Here is an 18,504-nt window from a genome sequence, read left to right as displayed (position 1 = left end):
CCAAAGTGGTGTAAGGCCCGCAACTCCCGTCCCTCTCGCAGGTTGTGTGCAAGCTATGGCCAAAACCGCCTCGAAGCCTAAGAAACTCCCAGCGAAATCAAAGTCTTCCACCAAGGCGAAGGCGGCGCCGGCGGCCCGCAAGGCGCTTGCCAAGAGCCCCCCGAAGCCGGTTGCCAAACCGGCGGCGAAGCCCGCCGCGAAGGTCGCGACCAAGCCTCTCGCGCCGAAGGTTACCGCAAAGGTAGCGCCTTCCAAGAGCGCTCCTGCCAAGGCAGCACCGGCCGCGGCCAAGGCCGGCAAGTGGGTCTTCACGTTCGGCGACGGCAAGGCCGAGGGCAAAGCGGAGATGCGCGACTTGCTCGGCGGCAAGGGTGCCAACCTCGCCGAAATGGCCAATCTCGGCCTGCCGGTGCCTCCCGGCTTCACCATCCCGACCTCGGTCTGCACCTATTTCTACGCACACGACAAGAGCTATCCGAAGGAGTTGCAGTCGCAGGTTGAGAAGGCGCTCGACCATGTCGGCAAGTTGGCCGGCAAGATCTTCGGCGACACCAAGAACCCGCTGCTGGTCTCGGTGCGCTCCGGTGGCCGCGCCTCGATGCCGGGCATGATGGACACCGTGCTCAATCTCGGCCTCAACGACGACACCGTGGAAGCGCTGTCGGAGCTGTCGGGCGACCGGCGCTTTGCCTATGACAGCTATCGCCGCTTCATCACCATGTATTCGGACGTGGTGCTCGGTTTTGAGCATCACCACTTCGAGGAAATCCTCGACACCTTCAAGGACAGCCAGGGCTATACGCTCGACACGGACCTCACAGCCGAGGACTGGGTCGGACTGGTGGGCAAGTACAAGGACGCCGTCGCGCGCGAGACCGGCAAGGATTTCCCGCAGGACCCGCACGACCAGCTCTGGGGCGCGATCGGCGCGGTGTTTTCATCCTGGATGAACGCGCGCGCGGTGACCTACCGCAAGCTGCACGACATTCCGGAATCCTGGGGCACCGCGGTCAACGTGCAGGCCATGGTGTTCGGCAACATGGGCGAGACGTCGGCGACCGGCGTTGCCTTTACCCGCAATCCCTCGACCGGCGAGAGCAAGCTCTACGGCGAGTTCCTGATCAACGCGCAGGGCGAGGACGTGGTGGCGGGCATCCGCACGCCGCAGGACATCACCGAGGAGGCGCGCAAGGAATCGGGCTCCGACAAGGCTTCGATGGAAGCGGCGATGCCGGAGGCCTACCAGGAGCTGACGCGCATCTACACCCTGCTCGAGAAGCACTACCGCGACATGCAGGACATGGAGTTCACGGTCGAGCAGGGCAAGCTGTGGATGCTCCAGACCCGCGGCGGCAAGCGCACCGCCAAGGCGGCGCTGCGCATCGCAGTCGAGCTCGCCAATGAAGGCCTGATCACCAAGAAAGAAGCGGTGATGCGGATCGATCCCGCCTCGCTCGACCAGCTGCTGCATCCGGCCATCGACCCCGGCGCCAAGCGCGACGTGATCGCGACCGGCCTGCCGGCCTCGCCCGGTGCTGCCTCAGGCGAGATCGTGTTCTCCTCGGATGAAGCGGCCAAGCTTCAGGCCGATGGGCGCAAGGTGATCCTGGTCCGCATCGAGACCAGCCCCGAAGACATCCACGGCATGCACGCCGCTGAAGGTATTCTGACGACGCGCGGCGGCATGACCTCGCACGCCGCCGTGGTCGCGCGCGGCATGGGCAAGCCCTGCGTCTCCGGTTGCGGCACCATCCGCGTCGATTACGGCCGCGGCACCATGAGCATCGGCTCGCGCACCTTCAAGGCCGGCGACGTCATCACCATCGACGGCTCGCTCGGCCAGGTACTGGCCGGCCGCATGCCGATGATCGAGCCTGAACTCTCCGGCGAGTTCGGCACACTGATGAAGTGGGCCGACCAGGTCCGCAAGATCGGCGTGCGCGTCAATGGCGATACGCCGGAGGACGCGCGCACCGCGATCAAGTTCGGTGCGGAAGGTATCGGTCTCTGCCGCACCGAGCACATGTTCTTCGAGGAGACGCGCATCCGCACGGTGCGCGAGATGATCCTCTCCGAGGACGAGCAGTCGCGCCGTGCCGCGCTTGCCAAGCTGTTGCCGATGCAGCGCGCCGATTTCGTCGAGCTGTTCGAGATCATGAAGGGCCTGCCCGTCACGATCCGTCTGCTTGATCCGCCGCTGCACGAGTTCCTGCCCCACACCCATGCCGAGGTCGAGGAAGTGGCGCGTGCCATGAACACCGATCCCAGGCGTCTCGCCGACCGCGCGCGTGAGCTGTCGGAGTTCAATCCGATGCTTGGCTTCCGCGGCTGCCGCATCGCGATCGCGTACCCCGAGATCGCCGAGATGCAGGCGCGTGCGATTTTTGAGGCAGCGGTCGAAGCCGAAAAGCGCACCGGCAAGGCCGTCGGCCTCGAAGTGATGGTGCCGCTGATCGCCACCAAGATGGAGCTCGATCTCGTCAAGGCGCGAATCGACTCCACCGCGAAGGCCGTGATGCGCGACACCAATACAAAACTCACCTATCAGGTCGGCACCATGATCGAGCTGCCGCGCGCCTGTCTCCTCGCTGCGGAAATTGCCGAGAGCGCCGAATTCTTCTCCTTCGGCACCAACGATCTGACGCAGACCACCTACGGCATCAGCCGCGACGACGCCGCGAGCTTCCTCGGGACCTACGTGTCCAAGGGCATCCTCCCGATCGATCCCTTCGTCGCGCTCGATCAGGAAGGCGTCGGCGAGCTCGTCAAGATCGGCGTCGCGCGCGGCCGCAAGACGCGCCCTTCGCTCAAGGTCGGCATTTGCGGCGAGCACGGCGGCGATCCCGCCTCGGTCGCGTTCTGCCACAATATCGGCCTCGACTACGTGTCGTGCTCGCCCTACCGCGTCCCGATCGCCCGCCTCGCTGCCGCGCAGGCCGCGCTCGGCAAGGCTGTGGCGAGCCAGGCGTAACGGCAGGTTAGAAATATTGAGATGCGAAAGAGGCGGGGCTTGCCCCGCCTCTTTTTGTTTGAAGCGATGCTGTCTCCACATGGTCATTGCGATCACCGCACATTCGCTGTCATCGCCCGGCTTGACCGGGCGATCCAGTACGCCGAGGCGGTAGTGATTGAGCGGAGAGGCCGCGGCGTACTGGATGCCCGCCTTCGCGGGCATGACAGCGGTGGTGTGGAGAGGCTTCTTGCAACAACGGGAACTCATCACGCGTCCCGTAATGATACGTGCGCGCAAGGGTTCCTTCACCATTCGCGTTGACCGGATGTTTACCGCGTCACGTGAGGCGGCATTTACCAACGCACGCAATCACCCGTGAAAACACCTGAGACCGCTTGAGTGTGCTCCGCGCGCAACGCCGATTAACGCCCCGGCAACCTAAATTAGATACTCACGAGAAAGATCGAATTGCACGGATGTACTGCTGCTCGATTTTTCTAGCGTAAGCCTAGTGTGAGCGTATCGATGTTTGTGTTGCGTAACCATCCGAAGGGCGCGCGGTTCGCGTCCTTCGGAATCGGTCTCTGCATCTTCGCATTGATGCCGAGAGAGACCGGCTATCAGGATATTGCATCGCTGCTGGCGCGTCAGCCCGGCGTTGCGGAGCGCTGGCAGAAGCAGGTGTTTTCTGCGGCCTCGTCCATTCAGCTCGCCACTTACAGCTTTTCCCGGCCGATCGGCACTTCCGTTCCGCAGAGTGCGATGGTTCGTCTCGCTAGCCTCGATGGTCGTGACGTCACCGGCTCCATCACACACAACCCGGCGCTCCAGGCGCCGCCGCGTTATCAGGCCGCCGATTTCCCCAAGGTCGATCGCGCGCTGAAGGGTGATCGCCTCGCCACCGTGTCGCCTGCGCCGGCGCCAGAGATGGCCGCGCCGCCGGCGCAGCAAGATCCCGCAACCTCCAACAGCTCGGTGTTCGGCGCCAAGATTGTTGAGTTGCCCGTCGCGTTGCCGCAGGCAATGTCGCCGGAGTCCGCAGCTGCGCTCGATCCCGAGCTTCAGGAAGCGCTCCGCGCGCCGCCGCTGCCGCAATATGCCAACCCGCCGAAGGCTGGTGACAATGCGCTATCCTTTGCGGCCCAGCCGCTTGCCGCGCTGAAGCAGGCCGCGATCGCCGCGCCGCCGCGCGATCCCTTCAGCGTGAAGACCTCGAACCTGTTCTTCGGCAGTTCCTCGCTTGGCGGCAATATCGAGAACATCGAGAGCTGGCAGCCCGGCGCCGAGCCGCTGATCGTGATGCCCGATCCCGATATGAAGCTGGCCTCGCTGTCGCCGCCGTCTGACGACGTTGTGAAGGACGGCGAGAGCGGTGAGAGCGTCGCACCGAAGGGCGAGGTCAATGCCGACAACCAGCGCGCCAAATCGCCGGCGGAGCGGCTGGCGCTCGACGACAAGTCACGCGCGCAATCGGAGAAGTGTCTCGCGGAGGCCGTCTATTTCGAATCCCGCGGCGAGGCCGTGCGCGGCCAGATCGCGGTGGCGCAAGTGGTGATGAACCGCGTGTTCTCCGGCAAATATCCCGACACCGTGTGCGGCGTGGTCTATCAGAACAAGTACCGCCACTTCGCCTGCCAGTTCACCTTCGCCTGCGACAACAATCCCGACGTGATCCGCGAGCCCGAGATGTGGGAGCGCGCCAAGAAAATTTCGAAGGCGATGCTCGACGGCCAGATCTGGTTGCCCGAGGTCGGCAAGTCCACGCACTACCATGCCTATTGGGTGCGCCCGTCCTGGGTCGCCGAGATGAAGAAGATGTACAAGTTCGGCGTGCACACCTTCTATCGGCCGCGCAATTGGGGCGACGGCAGGGAGGAGCCGAGCTGGGGCACGCCGGCGCAGACCGCCGCACTCTCGGCCGAGCTTGCCCAGGAAGCCAAGAGTTCCGCCGAGATGGGCGAAGTCGTGCGAAGGTAGTTTACTTCACCTCGCCCCGCTTGCGGGGAGAGGTCGAATTCGATCGCAGATCGAATTCGGGTGAGGGGGTACAGGTCCCTCGACAGTCTCACGCGTGGAGAGAGGCCCCTCACCCCAACCTCTCCCCGTAAGAACGGGGAGAGGGAGAAGACCAGCTCACGCCTCGATATCCAGCGCGCAGTCGAAATTCGGGGCCGAATGTGTCAGCGCGCCGGATGAGACGTAGTCGACGCCGGTCGCCGCGATCACGGCGATCGACTCCAGCGTGACGCCGCCGGAGGCTTCCAACGCGACGCGGCCCTCGCTGAGCCTCACCGCCTCGCGCAACGTTGCGATATCCATGTTGTCGAGCAGCACGGCTTCGGCCAGTCCGCTGTCGAGCACCTCGCGCAATTGCGAAAGCGTATCCACCTCGATCTCGATCTTGACGAGATGACCGGCATGGGCGCGGGCGCGCTCCAGCACGGCCCGGATGCCGCCGGCGACCGCGATGTGGTTGTCCTTGATCAGTATCGCATCGTCGAGACCGAAGCGATGGTTGAAGCCGCCGCCGCAGCGCACGGCGTATTTCTCCAGCGCCCGCAATCCCGGTGTGGTTTTCCGCGTGCAGCAGATGCGCATTTTCGTGCCTTCGGTCTGGCGGACGTAGTCGGCCGTGAGCGTCGCGATGCCCGACAGCCGGCCGACGAAATTCAGCGCGGTCCGCTCCGCCGTGAGGATGGCGCGCGCGGGACCGGAGATCGTCAGCACGTGCTGGCCGCGGGCGACCCGCGCGGCGTCGCGGACATGCGCGCGGACCTCGATGTCGGGCGACAGTTTTTGCAGCGTCGCCAGCGCCAGCGGTAATCCGGCAATCACACCGGGCTGACGCGCGACGAGGATGGCCTGCGCCTTGGTTGCCTCCGGGATCGTCGCGAGCGAGGTGATGTCGCCGGCGCGGCCGAGATCCTCGTCGAGCGCTCGGTGCACGGCTTCGTCGATGGCAAGCGGGGAGAGGAAGGCGTCGGGATTGAGCAGTGAGGTCGGGGTTATCATGGCTGGCTTCCTTCAGGCGATCATGGGTTGCGCGATGCGCGGCACGAGATGTTCGGTTAGGCTCTCTGCCACCTCGCGCGCCGCCGCGAGCGTGGTCGTGGTTCGCTGCGCCAGCGCGGGGATCTCCGCCGGATGGTCGGAGCGGAAATGCGCGCCGCGGCTCTCGCGCCGACTCCAGGCGGAGGCGGCCACGAGCAGTGCCGATGCCGCCATGTTGCGCAGTGCGATGCTGGCCGCCTCGCGCTCGAGCGCGGCAAAGCTGTGCGCCGCCTCCGCGAGCTCGTCACTGTTGCGGATCACGCCGACACACGCGCTCATCATCGTCCGCAGCTGCTTCACGCTAGCTGCGTCCGGTGCGCCGCCGCGTGTCGTCACCAGCGCATCAGGGAGCCGGGCAGGCGAGGGGATGGCGCGGCCCGCGATGTCGTCGGCGATGCGCGCGGCATAGACCACGGCCTCGAGCAGCGAATTCGAGGCGAGCCGGTTGGCGCCGTGCGCGCCGGTGGACGACACTTCACCGCCGGCCCAGAGCCCGTCGATCGAGCTGCGGCCGTGCTCGTCCACCGCGATGCCGCCCATGTGATAGTGCGCGGCCGGTGCGATCGGGATTGCCTGCTTGGCCGGATCGATGCCGGCAGCGATGCAGCTCGCATGCACGGTCGGGAATGTGTCGGCGAAGCGCGCACCCAGCGCTTCGCGCGCATCGAGGAATGCGCCGCGCCCGGCCGCAATCTCCGCGAACACGCCGCGGGCCACGATGTCGCGCGGTGCGAGCTCGGCGAGCGGATGGAGCGCCGCCATGAAGCGGTCACCATTGCCGTTGATCAGCGTCGCGCCTTCGCCGCGCAACGCTTCGGTTGCAAGCGGCGCCGGATCGCGGCCGGCCATGATGGCGGTCGGGTGGAACTGAACGAATTCGGGATCGGCAATCACAGCGCCGGCGCGGGCCGCGATCGCAAGGCCCGACCCGCTCGCCTCGACCGGGTTGGTGGTGACGCCATAGAGATGGCCGATGCCGCCGGTGGCGAGCACCACCGCGCGCGAGGCAATCATCATAGGCCTCGCTGCAAAGTTGCCGGCCTCACGCAATTGCAGGCCGCTGACGGCGCCGTCCTCGGTCAACAGCGCTTCGGCGACAAAGCCTTCGATCAGGCGAATCGATGGTGTGCGGCGTACGGCGTCGCCCAGCGCTGCGATGATGGCCGCGCCCGCGCCGTCGCCACGCACATGCACGATGCGTCGCGCCGAATGCGCGGCCTCTCGCCCCACAGCGAGCCGGCCTTCGAGATCGCGGTCGAATGGAACGCCATAAGCCAGCAGATCATGGATCCGCGGTGCGGCCTCGCGCGCGATCCCGAGCGCGACTGCTTCGTCGACGAGGCCGCCGCCGACCGCGATGGTGTCCGCGGCATGTGCCTCTGGGCTATCGCCCTCGGCCACGGCGGCTGCGATGCCGCCTTGCGCCCATGCTGATGATGCGCCCTGACCGAGCGGCGCCGCCGAGATCAGCGTCACCGGCCGCGGCGCGAGTTTGAGTGCGCAAAACAGTCCGGCAAGCCCGCCGCCAACGATGACGACGTCGTCGGTGCTGCGGGTGAGGTTGTGGATGTTGTTTGTCATGGCTCTATCTCAGTTCTTCAGATTGATCATCCGCTCGACCGATCGCCGCGCGCGCACCGCAAGCTCGGGCTCGATCGTCACTTCCTCGCCAAGCGTCAGCAGGCTCTCCAAGATGTTGGCGAGCGTGATGCGCTTCATGTGCGGGCAGAGATTGCAGGGACGCAACATCTCAACGTCGGGAAGCTCGGCGTGCACATTGTCGGCCATCGAGCATTCCGTGATCATCACAAGGCGCTTTGGTCTTTTCGCCCGCACCCAGTTGATCATGTGTGCGGTCGAACCCGTGAAGTCGGCTTCCGCCAGCACATCCGGCGGGCATTCCGGATGCGCGATGATCTGCACGGACGGATCGGCCTCGCGAAGGCTGCGCAGCTCGTCACCGGTGAAGCGCTCGTGCACCTCGCAGGCGCCCTTCCAGGCGATGATCTTCACATCGGTCTTCGAGGCCACGTAGCTTGCGAGATAACGGTCGGGCAGGAAGATCACGCTTGGCGCATTCAGGCTCTCGACCACCTGCACCGCGTTAGACGAGGTGCAGCAGATGTCGACCTCGGCCTTAACTTCCGCGGATGTGTTGACATAGGCGACGACAGGCACGCCTGGAAATTTCTCGCGGAGCAGGCGCACATCCGCGCCCGTGATGCTGGCCGCGAGCGAGCAGCCGGCGCGCTGGTCCGGGATCAGCACTGTCTTGTCCGGGTTGAGCAGCTTCGAGGTCTCCGCCATGAAGTGCACGCCACACTGCACGATGATGTCGGCCTTCACCTTGGTCGCCTCGACCGCGAGCTGGAGCGAGTCGCCGCCAATGTCGGCGACGCAGTGAAAGATTTCCGGCGTCTGGTAGTTGTGAGCGAGGATCACGGCGTTGCGCGCGCGCTTGAGCTCGTTGATCGCCTTGATGGTCGGTGCCATCAGCGGCCACTCGATCGGCGGGATCACGTGCTTGACGCGCTCATAGAGGTGCGCGGTGGCCTGCTCGACCTCGGGCGTCCATTCCAGCGAGGGCATCGGCAGCGCGGCCCCTGTTCGCGCAGGCATGACGTGGGTGCGGGCGGTTTGGGCCTGCGGCCGGTTGGTAAAGTCATCGGGCCCGTAAATTCCAGTGATCGGCATCGAAGCCTCCCGTGCATGTGAATTATACTCAATATGAGTATATATAGAGCCCGAGAAATCCGGCCGAGAAGCCGGGCACATTCCGTCGTCGCTCTAATATGCTCAATCTGAGTAAATCAAAGATAACATGCCTTCCTGGGAGCCGCTAGGTCTCGTCCCACACATTCTCGTTAAGTCGCCCCCTCGCGCGTTCGGCGAGGCCCCCGGTGAAACGCAATGCTCCCCTGGCAGCTCTTCGTAGGACGCAATCATTTTCGACTTGGGATTTTCATGCACTTGCATTAAACGGCTGACCAGCGGTTACCTGTTTGCGGATCCGCCAACGGCCGAGGAGGAACACCATGTCGACACAAGCGGGCGAGCTCGGTCCGGTCTCACGTTCGTCCAACTGGCGGACCCCGGCCGTCATCATCCTCTGCGGCTGCGCGATCGGCATGCTCGGCTTCGGCCCGCGCTCGGCGCTCGGCTTCTTCGTGCAGCCGATGAGCCACGAGTTCGCCTGGGGCCGCGACGTGTTTGGCCTCGCGATCGCCGTGCAGAATCTGCTGTGGGGATTGGGTCAGCCGCTCGCCGGCGCGATCGCCGATCGCTTCGGCCTGTTCCGGGTGATGTGCGTCGGCGCGCTGCTCTATGCCGGCGGCCTTTTGCTGATGCGCTATTCGTCGACGCCGCTGTCGCTCAATCTCGGCGCCGGCGTGATGGTCGGCTTCGGCCTCGCCGGCTGCTCGTTCAATCTGGTGCTGTCGGCCTTCACCAAGCTGCTGCCGGCTGAGAAGCGCGGCCTTGCGCTCGGCGCCGGCACCGCGGCGGGCTCGTTCGGACAGTTCCTGTTCGCGCCGATCGGCGTGGCGCTGATCGACAATTTCGGCTGGCAGCAGGCGCTCACCGTGTTCGGCTTCCTGATGCTCCTGATTATCCCGCTGGCGCTGGCGCTCTCGACGCCGCCGGTCGCAAGCACCGCCAGCACCGCGCCCGCTGATGAGCAGTCCTTCACCAAGGCGCTCTCAGAAGCCTTCGGCCATCGCTCCTACGTGCTGCTGGTGCTCGGCTTCTTCACCTGCGGCTTCCAGCTTGCCTTCATCACCGTGCATCTTCCGGCGTTCCTGGTCGATCGCGGCATCTCGACGCAAACCGGCGGCTGGGTGATCGCGGCGATCGGCCTGTTCAACATCATGGGGTCGCTGAGCGTCGGCTATCTCCAGAACTCGCTGCCGAAGCGCTACATTCTCTCGGCGATCTATTTCACCCGCGCGCTCGCGACGCTCGCGTTCATCTCGTTCCCGATCACGCCGTTCTCGGCGATCGCGTTCGGCGCAATCTCCGGCCTGACCTGGCTGTCGACGGTGCCGCCGACCTCGGCGCTGGTGGCGCTGATGTTCGGCACGCGCTGGTTCGCAACGCTTTATGGCTTTGCCTTCGTCAGCCATCAGGTCGGCGGCTTCCTCGGCGTCTGGCTCGGCGGCATCGTGTTCGAGCGCTTCGGTTCCTACACGCCGATCTGGTGGCTCTCGATCCTGTTCGGCGTGCTCTCGGCGCTGATCAATCTTCCGATCGTAGAGAAACCGGCTCCCCGGGCGGTTGCGCAGCCCGTCTGATCGGCTAAACATCGCCTGAAACAAGTCAGGGAGTTTTGCTGTGGCCACATTCAAGGCGATCCGGATCGACAAGGCGGACAAGGGCACCACTGTCGCGCTCACGCAGTTCGACGAAGCCGAGCTGATGGAAGGCGACGTCACGGTCCGGGTGGAATGGTCGACACTGAACTACAAGGATGGCCTCGCGCTCACCGGCAAGGCACCGGTGGTGCGCCGTTTCCCGATGATCGCGGGCATCGACTTTGCCGGCACCGTCGAGCAGTCTTCACATCCAGCGTGGAAGGCGGGCGATAAGGTCGTCTGCACCGGCTGGGGCATGGGCGAGACGCATCTCGGCGCCTATGCCGAGAAGGCGCGGGTGAAGGGCGACTGGCTGGTCGCCTTGCCGCAGGGCCTCTCGGCGCGCGATGCCATGGCGATCGGCACCGCCGGCTTCACCGCGATGCTCTCGGTGCTGGCGCTGGAGAAGCACGGCGTCTCGCCGAAGAGCGGCCCCGTGGTGGTGACAGGCGCGGCCGGCGGCGTGGGCTCGGTCGCGACCGCGGTGCTGTCCTGGCTCGGCTATCACGTCATTGCCTCGACCGGCCGTGCGTCCGAAGCGGACTATCTCAAGCAGCTCGGCGCCGCTGAGGTGATTGACCGCAACGAATTGTCGGCGGCGGGAAAGCCCCTGGCCAAGGAACGCTGGGCCGGCGGCGTCGACAGCGTCGGCTCGACCACGCTCGCCAACCTGCTGTCGATGACGAAGTATGCCGGGGCGATCGCCGCCTGCGGTCTCGCGGCTGGCATGGATCTGCCGTCCTCGGTTGCGCCGTTTATTTTGCGGGGGGTGTGCCTTCTCGGCATCGATTCCGTGATGTGCCCGATTGAGCCACGAAAAGCCGCATGGCAGCGTCTGGCGTCTGACCTGGATCGGTCAAAACTATCTGAAATAACTACGGAAATTCCGCTCGACGAAGTTCCGGAATGGGGCGCGAAAATTCTGGCCGGCCAGGTCCGCGGCCGCATCGTGGTAAAAATTGTCTAACGACGTTCAGACTTTACCAACCAAGCTGCTTCAATGTTGCCTTGGTTAGTATGGTAAGCAGCGGGTAAAGAGATACGGCATCGCCCGCTGCGGGGGTTAGTTCGGAGTTGAGCATGCTTGCGCGTATTGTGTTGGGGGCTGTCACGGCTGTCGTGACGTTTGCGCCGGCCATTGCCGGAAGCATGAACGCCGAGGAGGCGCGCCGCTTCGTTGCCGGCAAGGTATTCGCCTTCACGTGTTTCGACGGCACCCGCGGCGCAGGCCGCATCCTCGACGATCTTGGCGCCGCCGGCGCGGTGCAGTTCTCCGGCGCGGGTCCGGTGCGCCATCTTCGGCTGCCCGGCAACACGCTCCAGATCCGCGGCCAGAACGTCTGCGCCTCGATCAAGGGCATTCCGTTCGAGCCCTGTTTCAACCTGGAAAAGACCGACGAGCGCAGCTTCCGCGGCTCGGTGTCGGGCATGAGCTTCGCCTATTGCGAGTTCCACCATCAGGGTGGCAACCAGATGCTGATGGCGCGCGCCGTGGCGCGGCCGCGCTCGCTGCGCAGCTCCGAGCAGACCGGTTCGGTCAACGCATCGAGCACCGAGGTCGCCGCGCGCGTCGAGACGCCGCGTGTCGAGAGCAGCCGAATCGAGCCGGTGAAATCGGAAGCGAAGTCCGAGCCCAAATCCGATTCGAAGAACGAAGGCCCGCTCGAGCTGCGCCGCTCGACCGAGTGATTTTGGCCTGCGCGCGCGACCACCTGCACGTGCGTTGCTGACAACATCCATCAGCGATCGAGCCGCCGCGCCGTAGTCATACGGACGGCGGCTTTCATGCCTTGGTAGCGACTGGCGCTCCAGCCTGCGTGACGGCCGGGGGGGCGGCTCTGCACAAGGGTTCAACGATGTCGCTCTATTTCTTCCGCATCAGCACCGGCCGCTATTCCGGCGCCGCCGATCAGCCATACGAGTTCGAGGATCGCGCCGCCGCCTGGACCGAGATGGGGGAGGTGTGCGCCAATTTGCTCGGCAGCATCGCGCGCAATTTGAAGCCCAACGCCAAGTGGAGCATGGAGCTGCTCGACGAGAACAAGGAGCCGGTGTTTCGCATCAGCCTCGTCGGCGAGACTGTGCGCTGACGCGGCTGTCGGTGGCGCGCGACGTTAACGAATGGGACAACTGCAAATTCGCGAGCCATCGCTCTGCTGCTCGTGAAGAGTGTGCAATTCACGTGATTTGAGCCGCGTTCCCCGTACTTCTACCCAGGCCGCAGCCTCGATACTTAACGTTAACGACGAACCTGCCGGTTAGCCTGCCTAGGCCGTTTACGCGCTTCGCCGCGCCAATTCGTATCCTGGGAAATACTTCGATGATGTTCATTCAGAATCTGCGAATTGGCACCAAACTCGCCATAACCTCGGCACTGACCATCGGCCTCGTCGCGCTGATGATCTTCCTCCAGATGAGCGGTGACGTGGAGGTCCAGAAGCTGAGCAATGGGGCATCTGGACAGCAATCGATCGCGCAAAACGCTGCGGAAGCGAAGGCGTCGGTCCGCGGGATGCAGATCGGCATTCGTGACATCCTGACTTCCTCCTCGCCGGCCGAGATGCAGAAGGCCGTAACCTATTTCAACGACCGCCAGACGGCGGCCCTGAAGTTCTCGGATGAAATGGCGAAGCTCTCGCGGTCGCCGGAGAACCGCAAGCGGATCGATCGCCTGACTGTGCTGATCGGCAACTTTCAGAAGGGAGAGCAGCAGATCGAGGCGATCCGCAAGCAGGAGCTCGCGCTCGACGCGAAGAAGGACGGCGAAGCGTCGGCGCAGCTCGCAAAGCTGGTGGCCGAGGTCGACCGCATCCGCAAGGAAACACTAGCTCCGATCAACGAAGAGATCTCCGAGCTAGCGAACGAGATTACCAACTTTGCCAAGCAGAGGAGTGTCGAGACTCGCGCCGCAGCGGAAGCGGAGGCAGGGTCGGTTGCGCGCACGTCGCTTATCACCGGCGTGCTGGTCGCGATGGTCCTGATCGGTGCGTGCATCTTCTCCGTCTTCAGCATCGCGCGACCGATGCGGGCGTTGACGGTGGCGATGGAGAAGCTTGCCGGTGGCGACTTCTCGGTTGTGTTGCCGGGACTCGGCCGCAAGGACGAGGTCGGCGAGGTCGCCGGCGCCGTCGAGAAATTCAAGGTCGTGTCCGAGCAGAAGGCGCGCGCAGAAGCGGACGCCAAGATGCGGCAGGACCAGGTCGCGACCGAGCAGCGCAAGGCGGACATGCGCAAGCTCGCCGACAATTTTGAAGGCGCCGTCGGCGAGATCGTCGGCACTGTGTCGTCGGCCTCGACCGAGCTCGAAGCATCTGCGACGACGCTGACCTCCACCGCGGAACGCACAAAGGCGCTTACCACCGTCGTTGCGGCGGCCTCGGAAGAGGCCTCCACTAACGTGCAGTCGGTGGCGTCGGCGACGGAAGAGTTGTCGTCCTCGATCACCGAGATCAGCCGGCAGGTACAGGAGTCGGCGCGCGTGGCGAGCGAGGCAGTCGGCCAGGCCCGCAACACCACCGAACGCGTCAGCGAATTGTCCAAGGCGGCGACGCGCATCGGCGACGTGGTCGAGCTGATCAACACCATCGCGGGCCAGACCAATCTGCTGGCACTCAACGCCACGATCGAAGCGGCGCGCGCCGGCGAAGCGGGGCGTGGCTTTGCCGTGGTCGCCTCCGAGGTCAAGGCGCTGGCCGAACAGACCGCGAAGGCAACTGGCGAGATCGGCCAGCAGATTGCCAGCATCCAGACCGCCACCGAATATTCGGTCGGCGCCATCAGGGATATCAGCGACACCATCGCAAAATTGTCGGAGATTTCCTCGACCATTGCTGCCGCCGTCGAGGAGCAGGGCGCCGCGACGCAGGAAATCTCCCGCAACGTCGCACAGGCCGCCCAGGGCACCGAGCAGGTGTCGTCCAATATCGCTGACGTGCAGCGCGGGGCAAGCGAGACCGGATCTGCGTCCTCGCAGGTCCTGTCCGCCGCGCAGATGCTGTCCGGCGACAGCGATCGCCTCAAGCTTGAGGTCGGCAAGTTCCTGGAGACGGTGCGGGCTGCCTGATGGCGGGTCGAACGCTACAACCGCCACGCGTGGAAGCGCGGTGGTTGCGCGCGCGCATGTTGCGGCGCCATGACGAATGAGCCGCAAGGTTAACTTTCCAGAAAAGCGAAGCGGTCATAATCCCCGGAATATTCCGGGTGCTGCGTCGCCCTCCTGTATTGCGTCCTTAGCGTTTTGGAGCCCATTCATGAGCGGCCTTTCCATCCGCCTGACCCACAAGGTGATGGCGATCGGATTATTTGGCCTCGTTGGTCTCGTCGCCTTTGGCGCGATCTACGAGATCGGCAGTCTTTCCCAGGACGCCTCCCGCAACGTCGCCAATCGCGCCCGTGCGATCGCCGACCTGAACAACCAGCTCTCGATCCGGATGCTGGAGGCCCGCCGCAACGAGAAGAACTTTCAGCAGCGCCGCAACGAGAGTTATGCCAAGGCGCACGCCGAGCTGATAGGCCCGATCAATCGTGATTTCGATGAGGTCGAACGGCTGATGTCGGCGGGCGGCATGAGCGCGCTGTCCGACAAGACGAAGCAGGCCCAGGAGGGCTTCAGGCGCTATGCGACGGATTTCAGCGCGCTGGTCGCAGCCGAGACCAAGCTCGGCCTGAACGAGACACTCGGCCTGTCCGGCTCGCTGCGCGGCGCGGTTCATGACATCGAGGCGAAGCTGAAGGAGCTCGACAATCCGCGGCTGACGAGCTGGATGCTGACGATGCGCCGGCACGAGAAGGATTTCATGCTGCGGCGTGATCCGAAATACGTCGCTGAACTGAAGAAGGCCGCCATAGAGTTCTCGAAGGCCATGGAAGCCGCTGCCGTGCCCGCTCCCGTCTCGACTGAGATCACGGCCAAGCTCCAGAAGTACCAATCGGAGTTCGTGGCCTGGGCCGAGACCGCACAACAGAGCGCGGCCCTTGATACCAGTATGATGAAGACGTTCCGTGAACTCGAGCCGGGGATGGTCGAGGTGCGGACCACGGTCGAAGGTCTCTACAAGCAGGCTGACGCTGCGGAAACTGCGACCCGCGACGCCGTGCGCCTGTGGATGATGATCGCCTTCTTCGTCACGGTCGCCGTGCTCGCTGTGGTCGGCTTCTTCCTGGGACGCTCGATCTCGAAGGCACTGTCCGGCATGGTCGACGCGATGACGGGGCTTGCACGCGGCGATCTCTCGATTTCCGTTCCCGGCGTCGGACGCAAGGATGAGATCGGCGAGATGGCCAGCGCGGTCGAGGTGTTCAGGACCAACATGACGGAAGCCGAGCGACTCCGCGCCGAGCAGCTGGAGGCCGACACGCGCCGGCGCACGCAGCGCAAGGCGGACATGCAGCGGCTCGCCGATGGGTTCGAAGGCGCGATCGGCGAGATCATCGAGACCGTCTCATCGGCGGCAACCGAGCTCGAAGCGTCCTCGAATACGCTGACGCAGGCGGCCGAACGGTCCAACGGGCTCGCCACCGCCGTGGCGTCGGCCTCGGAGGAGGCGTCTGCCAACGTGCAGTCGGTGTCCTCCGCAAGCGAGGAGATGACGACGTCGATCTCCGAGATCAGCCGTCAGGTGCAGGAATCGGCGCGCGTCGCCGACGTCGCGGTGGAGCAGGCCCAGCGCACCAATGCGCGCGTCGGCGAATTGACCAAGGCTGCGGGGCGCATCGGCGACGTGGTCGACTTGATCAACACGATCGCCGCCCAGACCAACCTGTTGGCGTTGAACGCCACGATCGAGGCGGCACGGGCGGGCGAGGCGGGCCGCGGCTTTGCGGTGGTTGCGACCGAGGTGAAAGCGCTGGCCGAGCAGACCGCGAAAGCGACGGGCGAGATCGGCCAGCACATCGGCGCGATCCAGACCGCGACGCAGGATTCCGTCGGCGCGATCAAGGAGATTGGCGACACCATCGCGCGGATGTCGGAGATCTCGTCGGCTATTGCCGCTTCCGTCGAGGAGCAGGGCGCCGCGACGCAGGAGATTTCCCGCAACATCCTGCACGCCGCGCACGGCACATCGGAGGTCTCGGCAAACATCGGAGATGTCCAGCGCGGCGCCGGCGAGACCGGGGCTGCCTCGGCGCAGGTGCATTCGGCGGCGCAATCGCTGTCGCAGGAGAGCAACCGCTTGAAGAGCGAGGTCGCGCGCTTTCTGGACTCGGTGCGGGCCGCATGATGGCCAGCTCATTCACCGGCAATTTAAAGTTGTAGTTTGGTTAAGTATCGATAATCGGCAAGCCCGTAGTTTTACTAGGCTCTTGTTAACGGCTGTTTGCGACTATGAGCGCAATCTTACCGGATAAGAACCAGCCAGCATTGTTGGAATGACCCCCGCCCTGTCGTCAGTTGTGACGGTCGCGGCGCAGGTGACTTGTGCGTTGTCAGTTATCATCGGGATTAGATGTGATGTCGAAGTTGTCGATCGTCTTCAAGCTTTTGACCGTGTTGTCGATCCTCGTGCTCTCGCTCGCCGGCGTCGGCGTGGTGGCGATCGGCACTATGCAGAACATCAATTCTCACACCGTCGAGATCGCGCAGAGCTGGCTGCCGAGCGTGCGTGCGCTCGGCTCGATCCGTGCTGACGTCAACGAGCTGCGGGTCGCGCTCCGTCTGCATTTGATGCAGGACACTGCCGAAGGCAAGGACGCGGCCGAGAAGCGCCTCGGCTCGCTGCGCGAACGCATCGAGCAGACGCGCAAGACCTACGAGCAGCTGATCACGTCCGCCGAAGAGCGCTCAATCTACGGGCAATGGACGACGGCGTGGGGCGAGTACCTGAATGGCGTGCAGGACGTGATGGCGCTGTCGCGCAAGAGCGTCGGCCGCTTCCCGACCGACGCCAACGAGCTGTTGCAGACCAAGGTCGCCAAGATGGCCCAGGCGGCCGATCCACTGCTGACCAAGGACATCGACCTCAATAACCGCGGCGCCGAATCGGAGACGAAGCAGGCGGCCGACAGCTACGCCACGATCTTCCGCGTGCTGGTCGGCATCATCGTGGCCTCGGTCGTGATCGCGATCGGTGCCGCCTACTATCTCGTGCGCGACGTTTCGCGTGGTATTGCCTCGATCATCCGCCCGATGCAGTCGCTCGGTGAGGGCGACCTCTTGGCCGATGTGCCGCATCGCGGCGAGAAGACCGAGATCGGCTCGATGGCGGATGCGCTCCAGATCTTCAAGGAGGCGCTGATCGCCAAGAAGGCCGCAGACGCGGCTGCTGCGGCCGACGCCGAAGCGAAGATCGAACGCGGCCGCCGCGTCGATGCCATCACCCGCAAGTTCGAAGCGATGATCGGCGAAGTCGTCGGAACCGTCTCCGCGGCCTCGACCGAGCTCGAGGCGTCCGCGACGACGCTGACCAGCACCGCGCAGCGCGGGCAGGAGCTCGCGACCGTCGTTGCGGCTGCGTCCGAGGAGGCCTCCACCAACGTCCAGGCGGTGGCATCGGCCTCGGAAGAGCTGTCGTCCTCCATCACCGAGATCAGCCGCCGGGTGCAGGACTCGGCACGGATGGCGGCGGAAGCCGTCGAGCAGGCGGGGCGGACCAACGAGCGTGTCAACGCTCTGTCGCTGGCCGCATCCCGCATCGGCGACGTCGTCGAGCTCATCAACACCATTGCGGGCCAGACCAATCTGCTGGCGCTGAACGCGACCATCGAGGCGGCGCGCGCTGGCGAAGCCGGCCGCGGCTTCGCTGTCGTCGCTTCCGAGGTCAAGGCGCTGGCAGAGCAGACCGCGAAGGCGACCGGTGAGATCGGGGCGCAGGTCGCAGGCATCCAGGCCGCGACCGGGGAATCCGTCAGCGCCATTCAGGAGATCGGCGGCACCATCGAGCGGCTGTCCGAGGTGTCCGCGGCCATCGCCGCCGCCGTCGAGGAGCAGGGCGCGGCCACGCAGGAGATCTCGCGCAACGTGCAGCAGGCCTCGGTCGGCACGCAGGAGGTCTCGTCGAACATCACCGACGTGCAGCGCGGTGCGATCGAGACCGGCGAGGCCTCGAGCGAGGTGCTCTCGGCCGCCAAATCGCTCGCGAGCGACAGCACGCGCCTCAAGGTCGAGGTCGCGCAGTTCCTGGAGTCGGTCCGCGCGGCCTAGAGCATGGTCCG

12 protein-coding genes are annotated in these 18,504 nt (G+C 64.9%); 9 read left to right on the top strand and 3 right to left on the bottom strand.

Translation table 11 applies throughout. The annotated features are described in order from the left end of the window. Positions 1-55 precede the first annotated feature (55 nt). The gene (ppdK, locus tag UB31_RS35930) at positions 56-2,971 is read left to right on the top strand and encodes a pyruvate, phosphate dikinase (protein WP_045014272.1); all 2,916 of its coding nucleotides are present in this window, start codon (positions 56-58) and stop codon (positions 2,969-2,971) included. 507 nt (positions 2,972-3,478) lie between these two features. Next, the gene (locus UB31_RS35925; RefSeq protein ID WP_045014271.1) at positions 3,479-4,930 is read left to right on the top strand and encodes a cell wall hydrolase; all 1,452 of its coding nucleotides are present in this window, start codon (positions 3,479-3,481) and stop codon (positions 4,928-4,930) included. 156 nt (positions 4,931-5,086) lie between these two features. On the opposite strand, the gene nadC is transcribed toward UB31_RS35925, so the two are convergent. From nadC to nadA, 3 genes are read right to left on the bottom strand one after another with little or no spacing between them, the layout of a single operon-like run. After that, a complete protein-coding gene (gene nadC / locus UB31_RS35920) occupies positions 5,087-5,965 on the bottom strand; it encodes a carboxylating nicotinate-nucleotide diphosphorylase (protein WP_045014270.1) in 879 nt (292 codons plus the stop codon). A gap of 12 nt (positions 5,966-5,977) precedes the next feature. Beyond that, positions 5,978-7,585, bottom strand: a complete 1,608-nt coding sequence (locus UB31_RS35915) for an L-aspartate oxidase (protein WP_045014269.1) — start codon at positions 7,583-7,585, stop codon at positions 5,978-5,980. 9 nt (positions 7,586-7,594) lie between these two features. After that, complete coding sequence (gene nadA, locus UB31_RS35910; protein WP_045014268.1) at positions 7,595-8,698, bottom strand: quinolinate synthase NadA; 1,104 nt, start codon at positions 8,696-8,698, stop codon at positions 7,595-7,597. A 341-nt stretch (positions 8,699-9,039) separates the two neighbouring features. On the opposite strand from nadA, the gene UB31_RS35905 reads away from it, so the two are divergent. The 7 genes from UB31_RS35905 to UB31_RS35875 all read left to right on the top strand — a co-directional run bounded on the left by UB31_RS35905 (position 9,040) and on the right by UB31_RS35875 (position 18,493). Beyond that, on the top strand, positions 9,040-10,293 hold the full coding sequence (locus tag UB31_RS35905) for an MFS transporter (protein ID WP_045014267.1): 1,254 nt from the start codon (positions 9,040-9,042) through the stop codon (positions 10,291-10,293). A gap of 40 nt (positions 10,294-10,333) precedes the next feature. Next, positions 10,334-11,320: an acrylyl-CoA reductase (NADPH) gene (gene acuI / locus UB31_RS35900; protein ID WP_045014266.1), complete on the top strand. Its 987-nt coding sequence runs from the start codon at positions 10,334-10,336 to the stop codon at positions 11,318-11,320. A 113-nt stretch (positions 11,321-11,433) separates the two neighbouring features. Further along, complete coding sequence (locus UB31_RS35895; protein ID WP_045014265.1) at positions 11,434-12,042, top strand: hypothetical protein; 609 nt, start codon at positions 11,434-11,436, stop codon at positions 12,040-12,042. Positions 12,043-12,209: 167 nt separating this feature from the next. Further along, positions 12,210-12,443 carry a DUF6894 family protein gene (locus tag UB31_RS35890; protein ID WP_045014264.1) on the top strand — a complete coding sequence of 78 codons (234 nt, stop codon included), beginning with the start codon at positions 12,210-12,212 and terminating at the stop codon, positions 12,441-12,443. Positions 12,444-12,673: 230 nt separating this feature from the next. Further along, the gene (locus tag UB31_RS35885) at positions 12,674-14,416 is read left to right on the top strand and encodes a methyl-accepting chemotaxis protein (protein WP_045014263.1); all 1,743 of its coding nucleotides are present in this window, start codon (positions 12,674-12,676) and stop codon (positions 14,414-14,416) included. Positions 14,417-14,603: 187 nt separating this feature from the next. Beyond that, positions 14,604-16,574, top strand: a complete 1,971-nt coding sequence (locus UB31_RS35880; RefSeq protein WP_045014262.1) for a methyl-accepting chemotaxis protein — start codon at positions 14,604-14,606, stop codon at positions 16,572-16,574. Between the two features lie 230 nt (positions 16,575-16,804). Then, positions 16,805-18,493 (top strand): methyl-accepting chemotaxis protein, encoded by a 1,689-nt coding sequence (locus UB31_RS35875; protein WP_045014261.1) that lies wholly within the window; start codon positions 16,805-16,807, stop codon positions 18,491-18,493. Positions 18,494-18,504: the final 11 nt, after the last annotated feature.

Source organism: Bradyrhizobium sp. LTSP849 (assembly GCF_000938255.1).
Classification (GTDB): domain Bacteria; phylum Pseudomonadota; class Alphaproteobacteria; order Rhizobiales; family Xanthobacteraceae; genus Bradyrhizobium.
The sequence above is the reverse complement of the archived record's forward strand: the minus strand, read 5'-3'. Positions and strand labels throughout refer to the sequence as shown.

Coding starts and splice junctions, on each gene's coding strand:
- UB31_RS35895 (WP_045014265.1), top strand. CDS start 11,434: ATGCTTGCGCGTATTGTGTTGGGGGCTGTCACGGCTGTCGTGACGTTT.
- nadC (WP_045014270.1), bottom strand. CDS start 5,965: ATGATAACCCCGACCTCACTGCTCAATCCCGACGCCTTCCTCTCCCCG.
- nadA (WP_045014268.1), bottom strand. CDS start 8,698: ATGCCGATCACTGGAATTTACGGGCCCGATGACTTTACCAACCGGCCG.
- UB31_RS35925 (WP_045014271.1), top strand. CDS start 3,479: ATGTTTGTGTTGCGTAACCATCCGAAGGGCGCGCGGTTCGCGTCCTTC.
- UB31_RS35885 (WP_045014263.1), top strand. CDS start 12,674: ATGATGTTCATTCAGAATCTGCGAATTGGCACCAAACTCGCCATAACC.
- UB31_RS35875 (WP_045014261.1), top strand. CDS start 16,805: ATGTCGAAGTTGTCGATCGTCTTCAAGCTTTTGACCGTGTTGTCGATC.
- ppdK (WP_045014272.1), top strand. CDS start 56: ATGGCCAAAACCGCCTCGAAGCCTAAGAAACTCCCAGCGAAATCAAAG.
- UB31_RS35905 (WP_045014267.1), top strand. CDS start 9,040: ATGTCGACACAAGCGGGCGAGCTCGGTCCGGTCTCACGTTCGTCCAAC.
- UB31_RS35915 (WP_045014269.1), bottom strand. CDS start 7,585: ATGACAAACAACATCCACAACCTCACCCGCAGCACCGACGACGTCGTC.
- UB31_RS35880 (WP_045014262.1), top strand. CDS start 14,604: ATGAGCGGCCTTTCCATCCGCCTGACCCACAAGGTGATGGCGATCGGA.
- UB31_RS35890 (WP_045014264.1), top strand. CDS start 12,210: ATGTCGCTCTATTTCTTCCGCATCAGCACCGGCCGCTATTCCGGCGCC.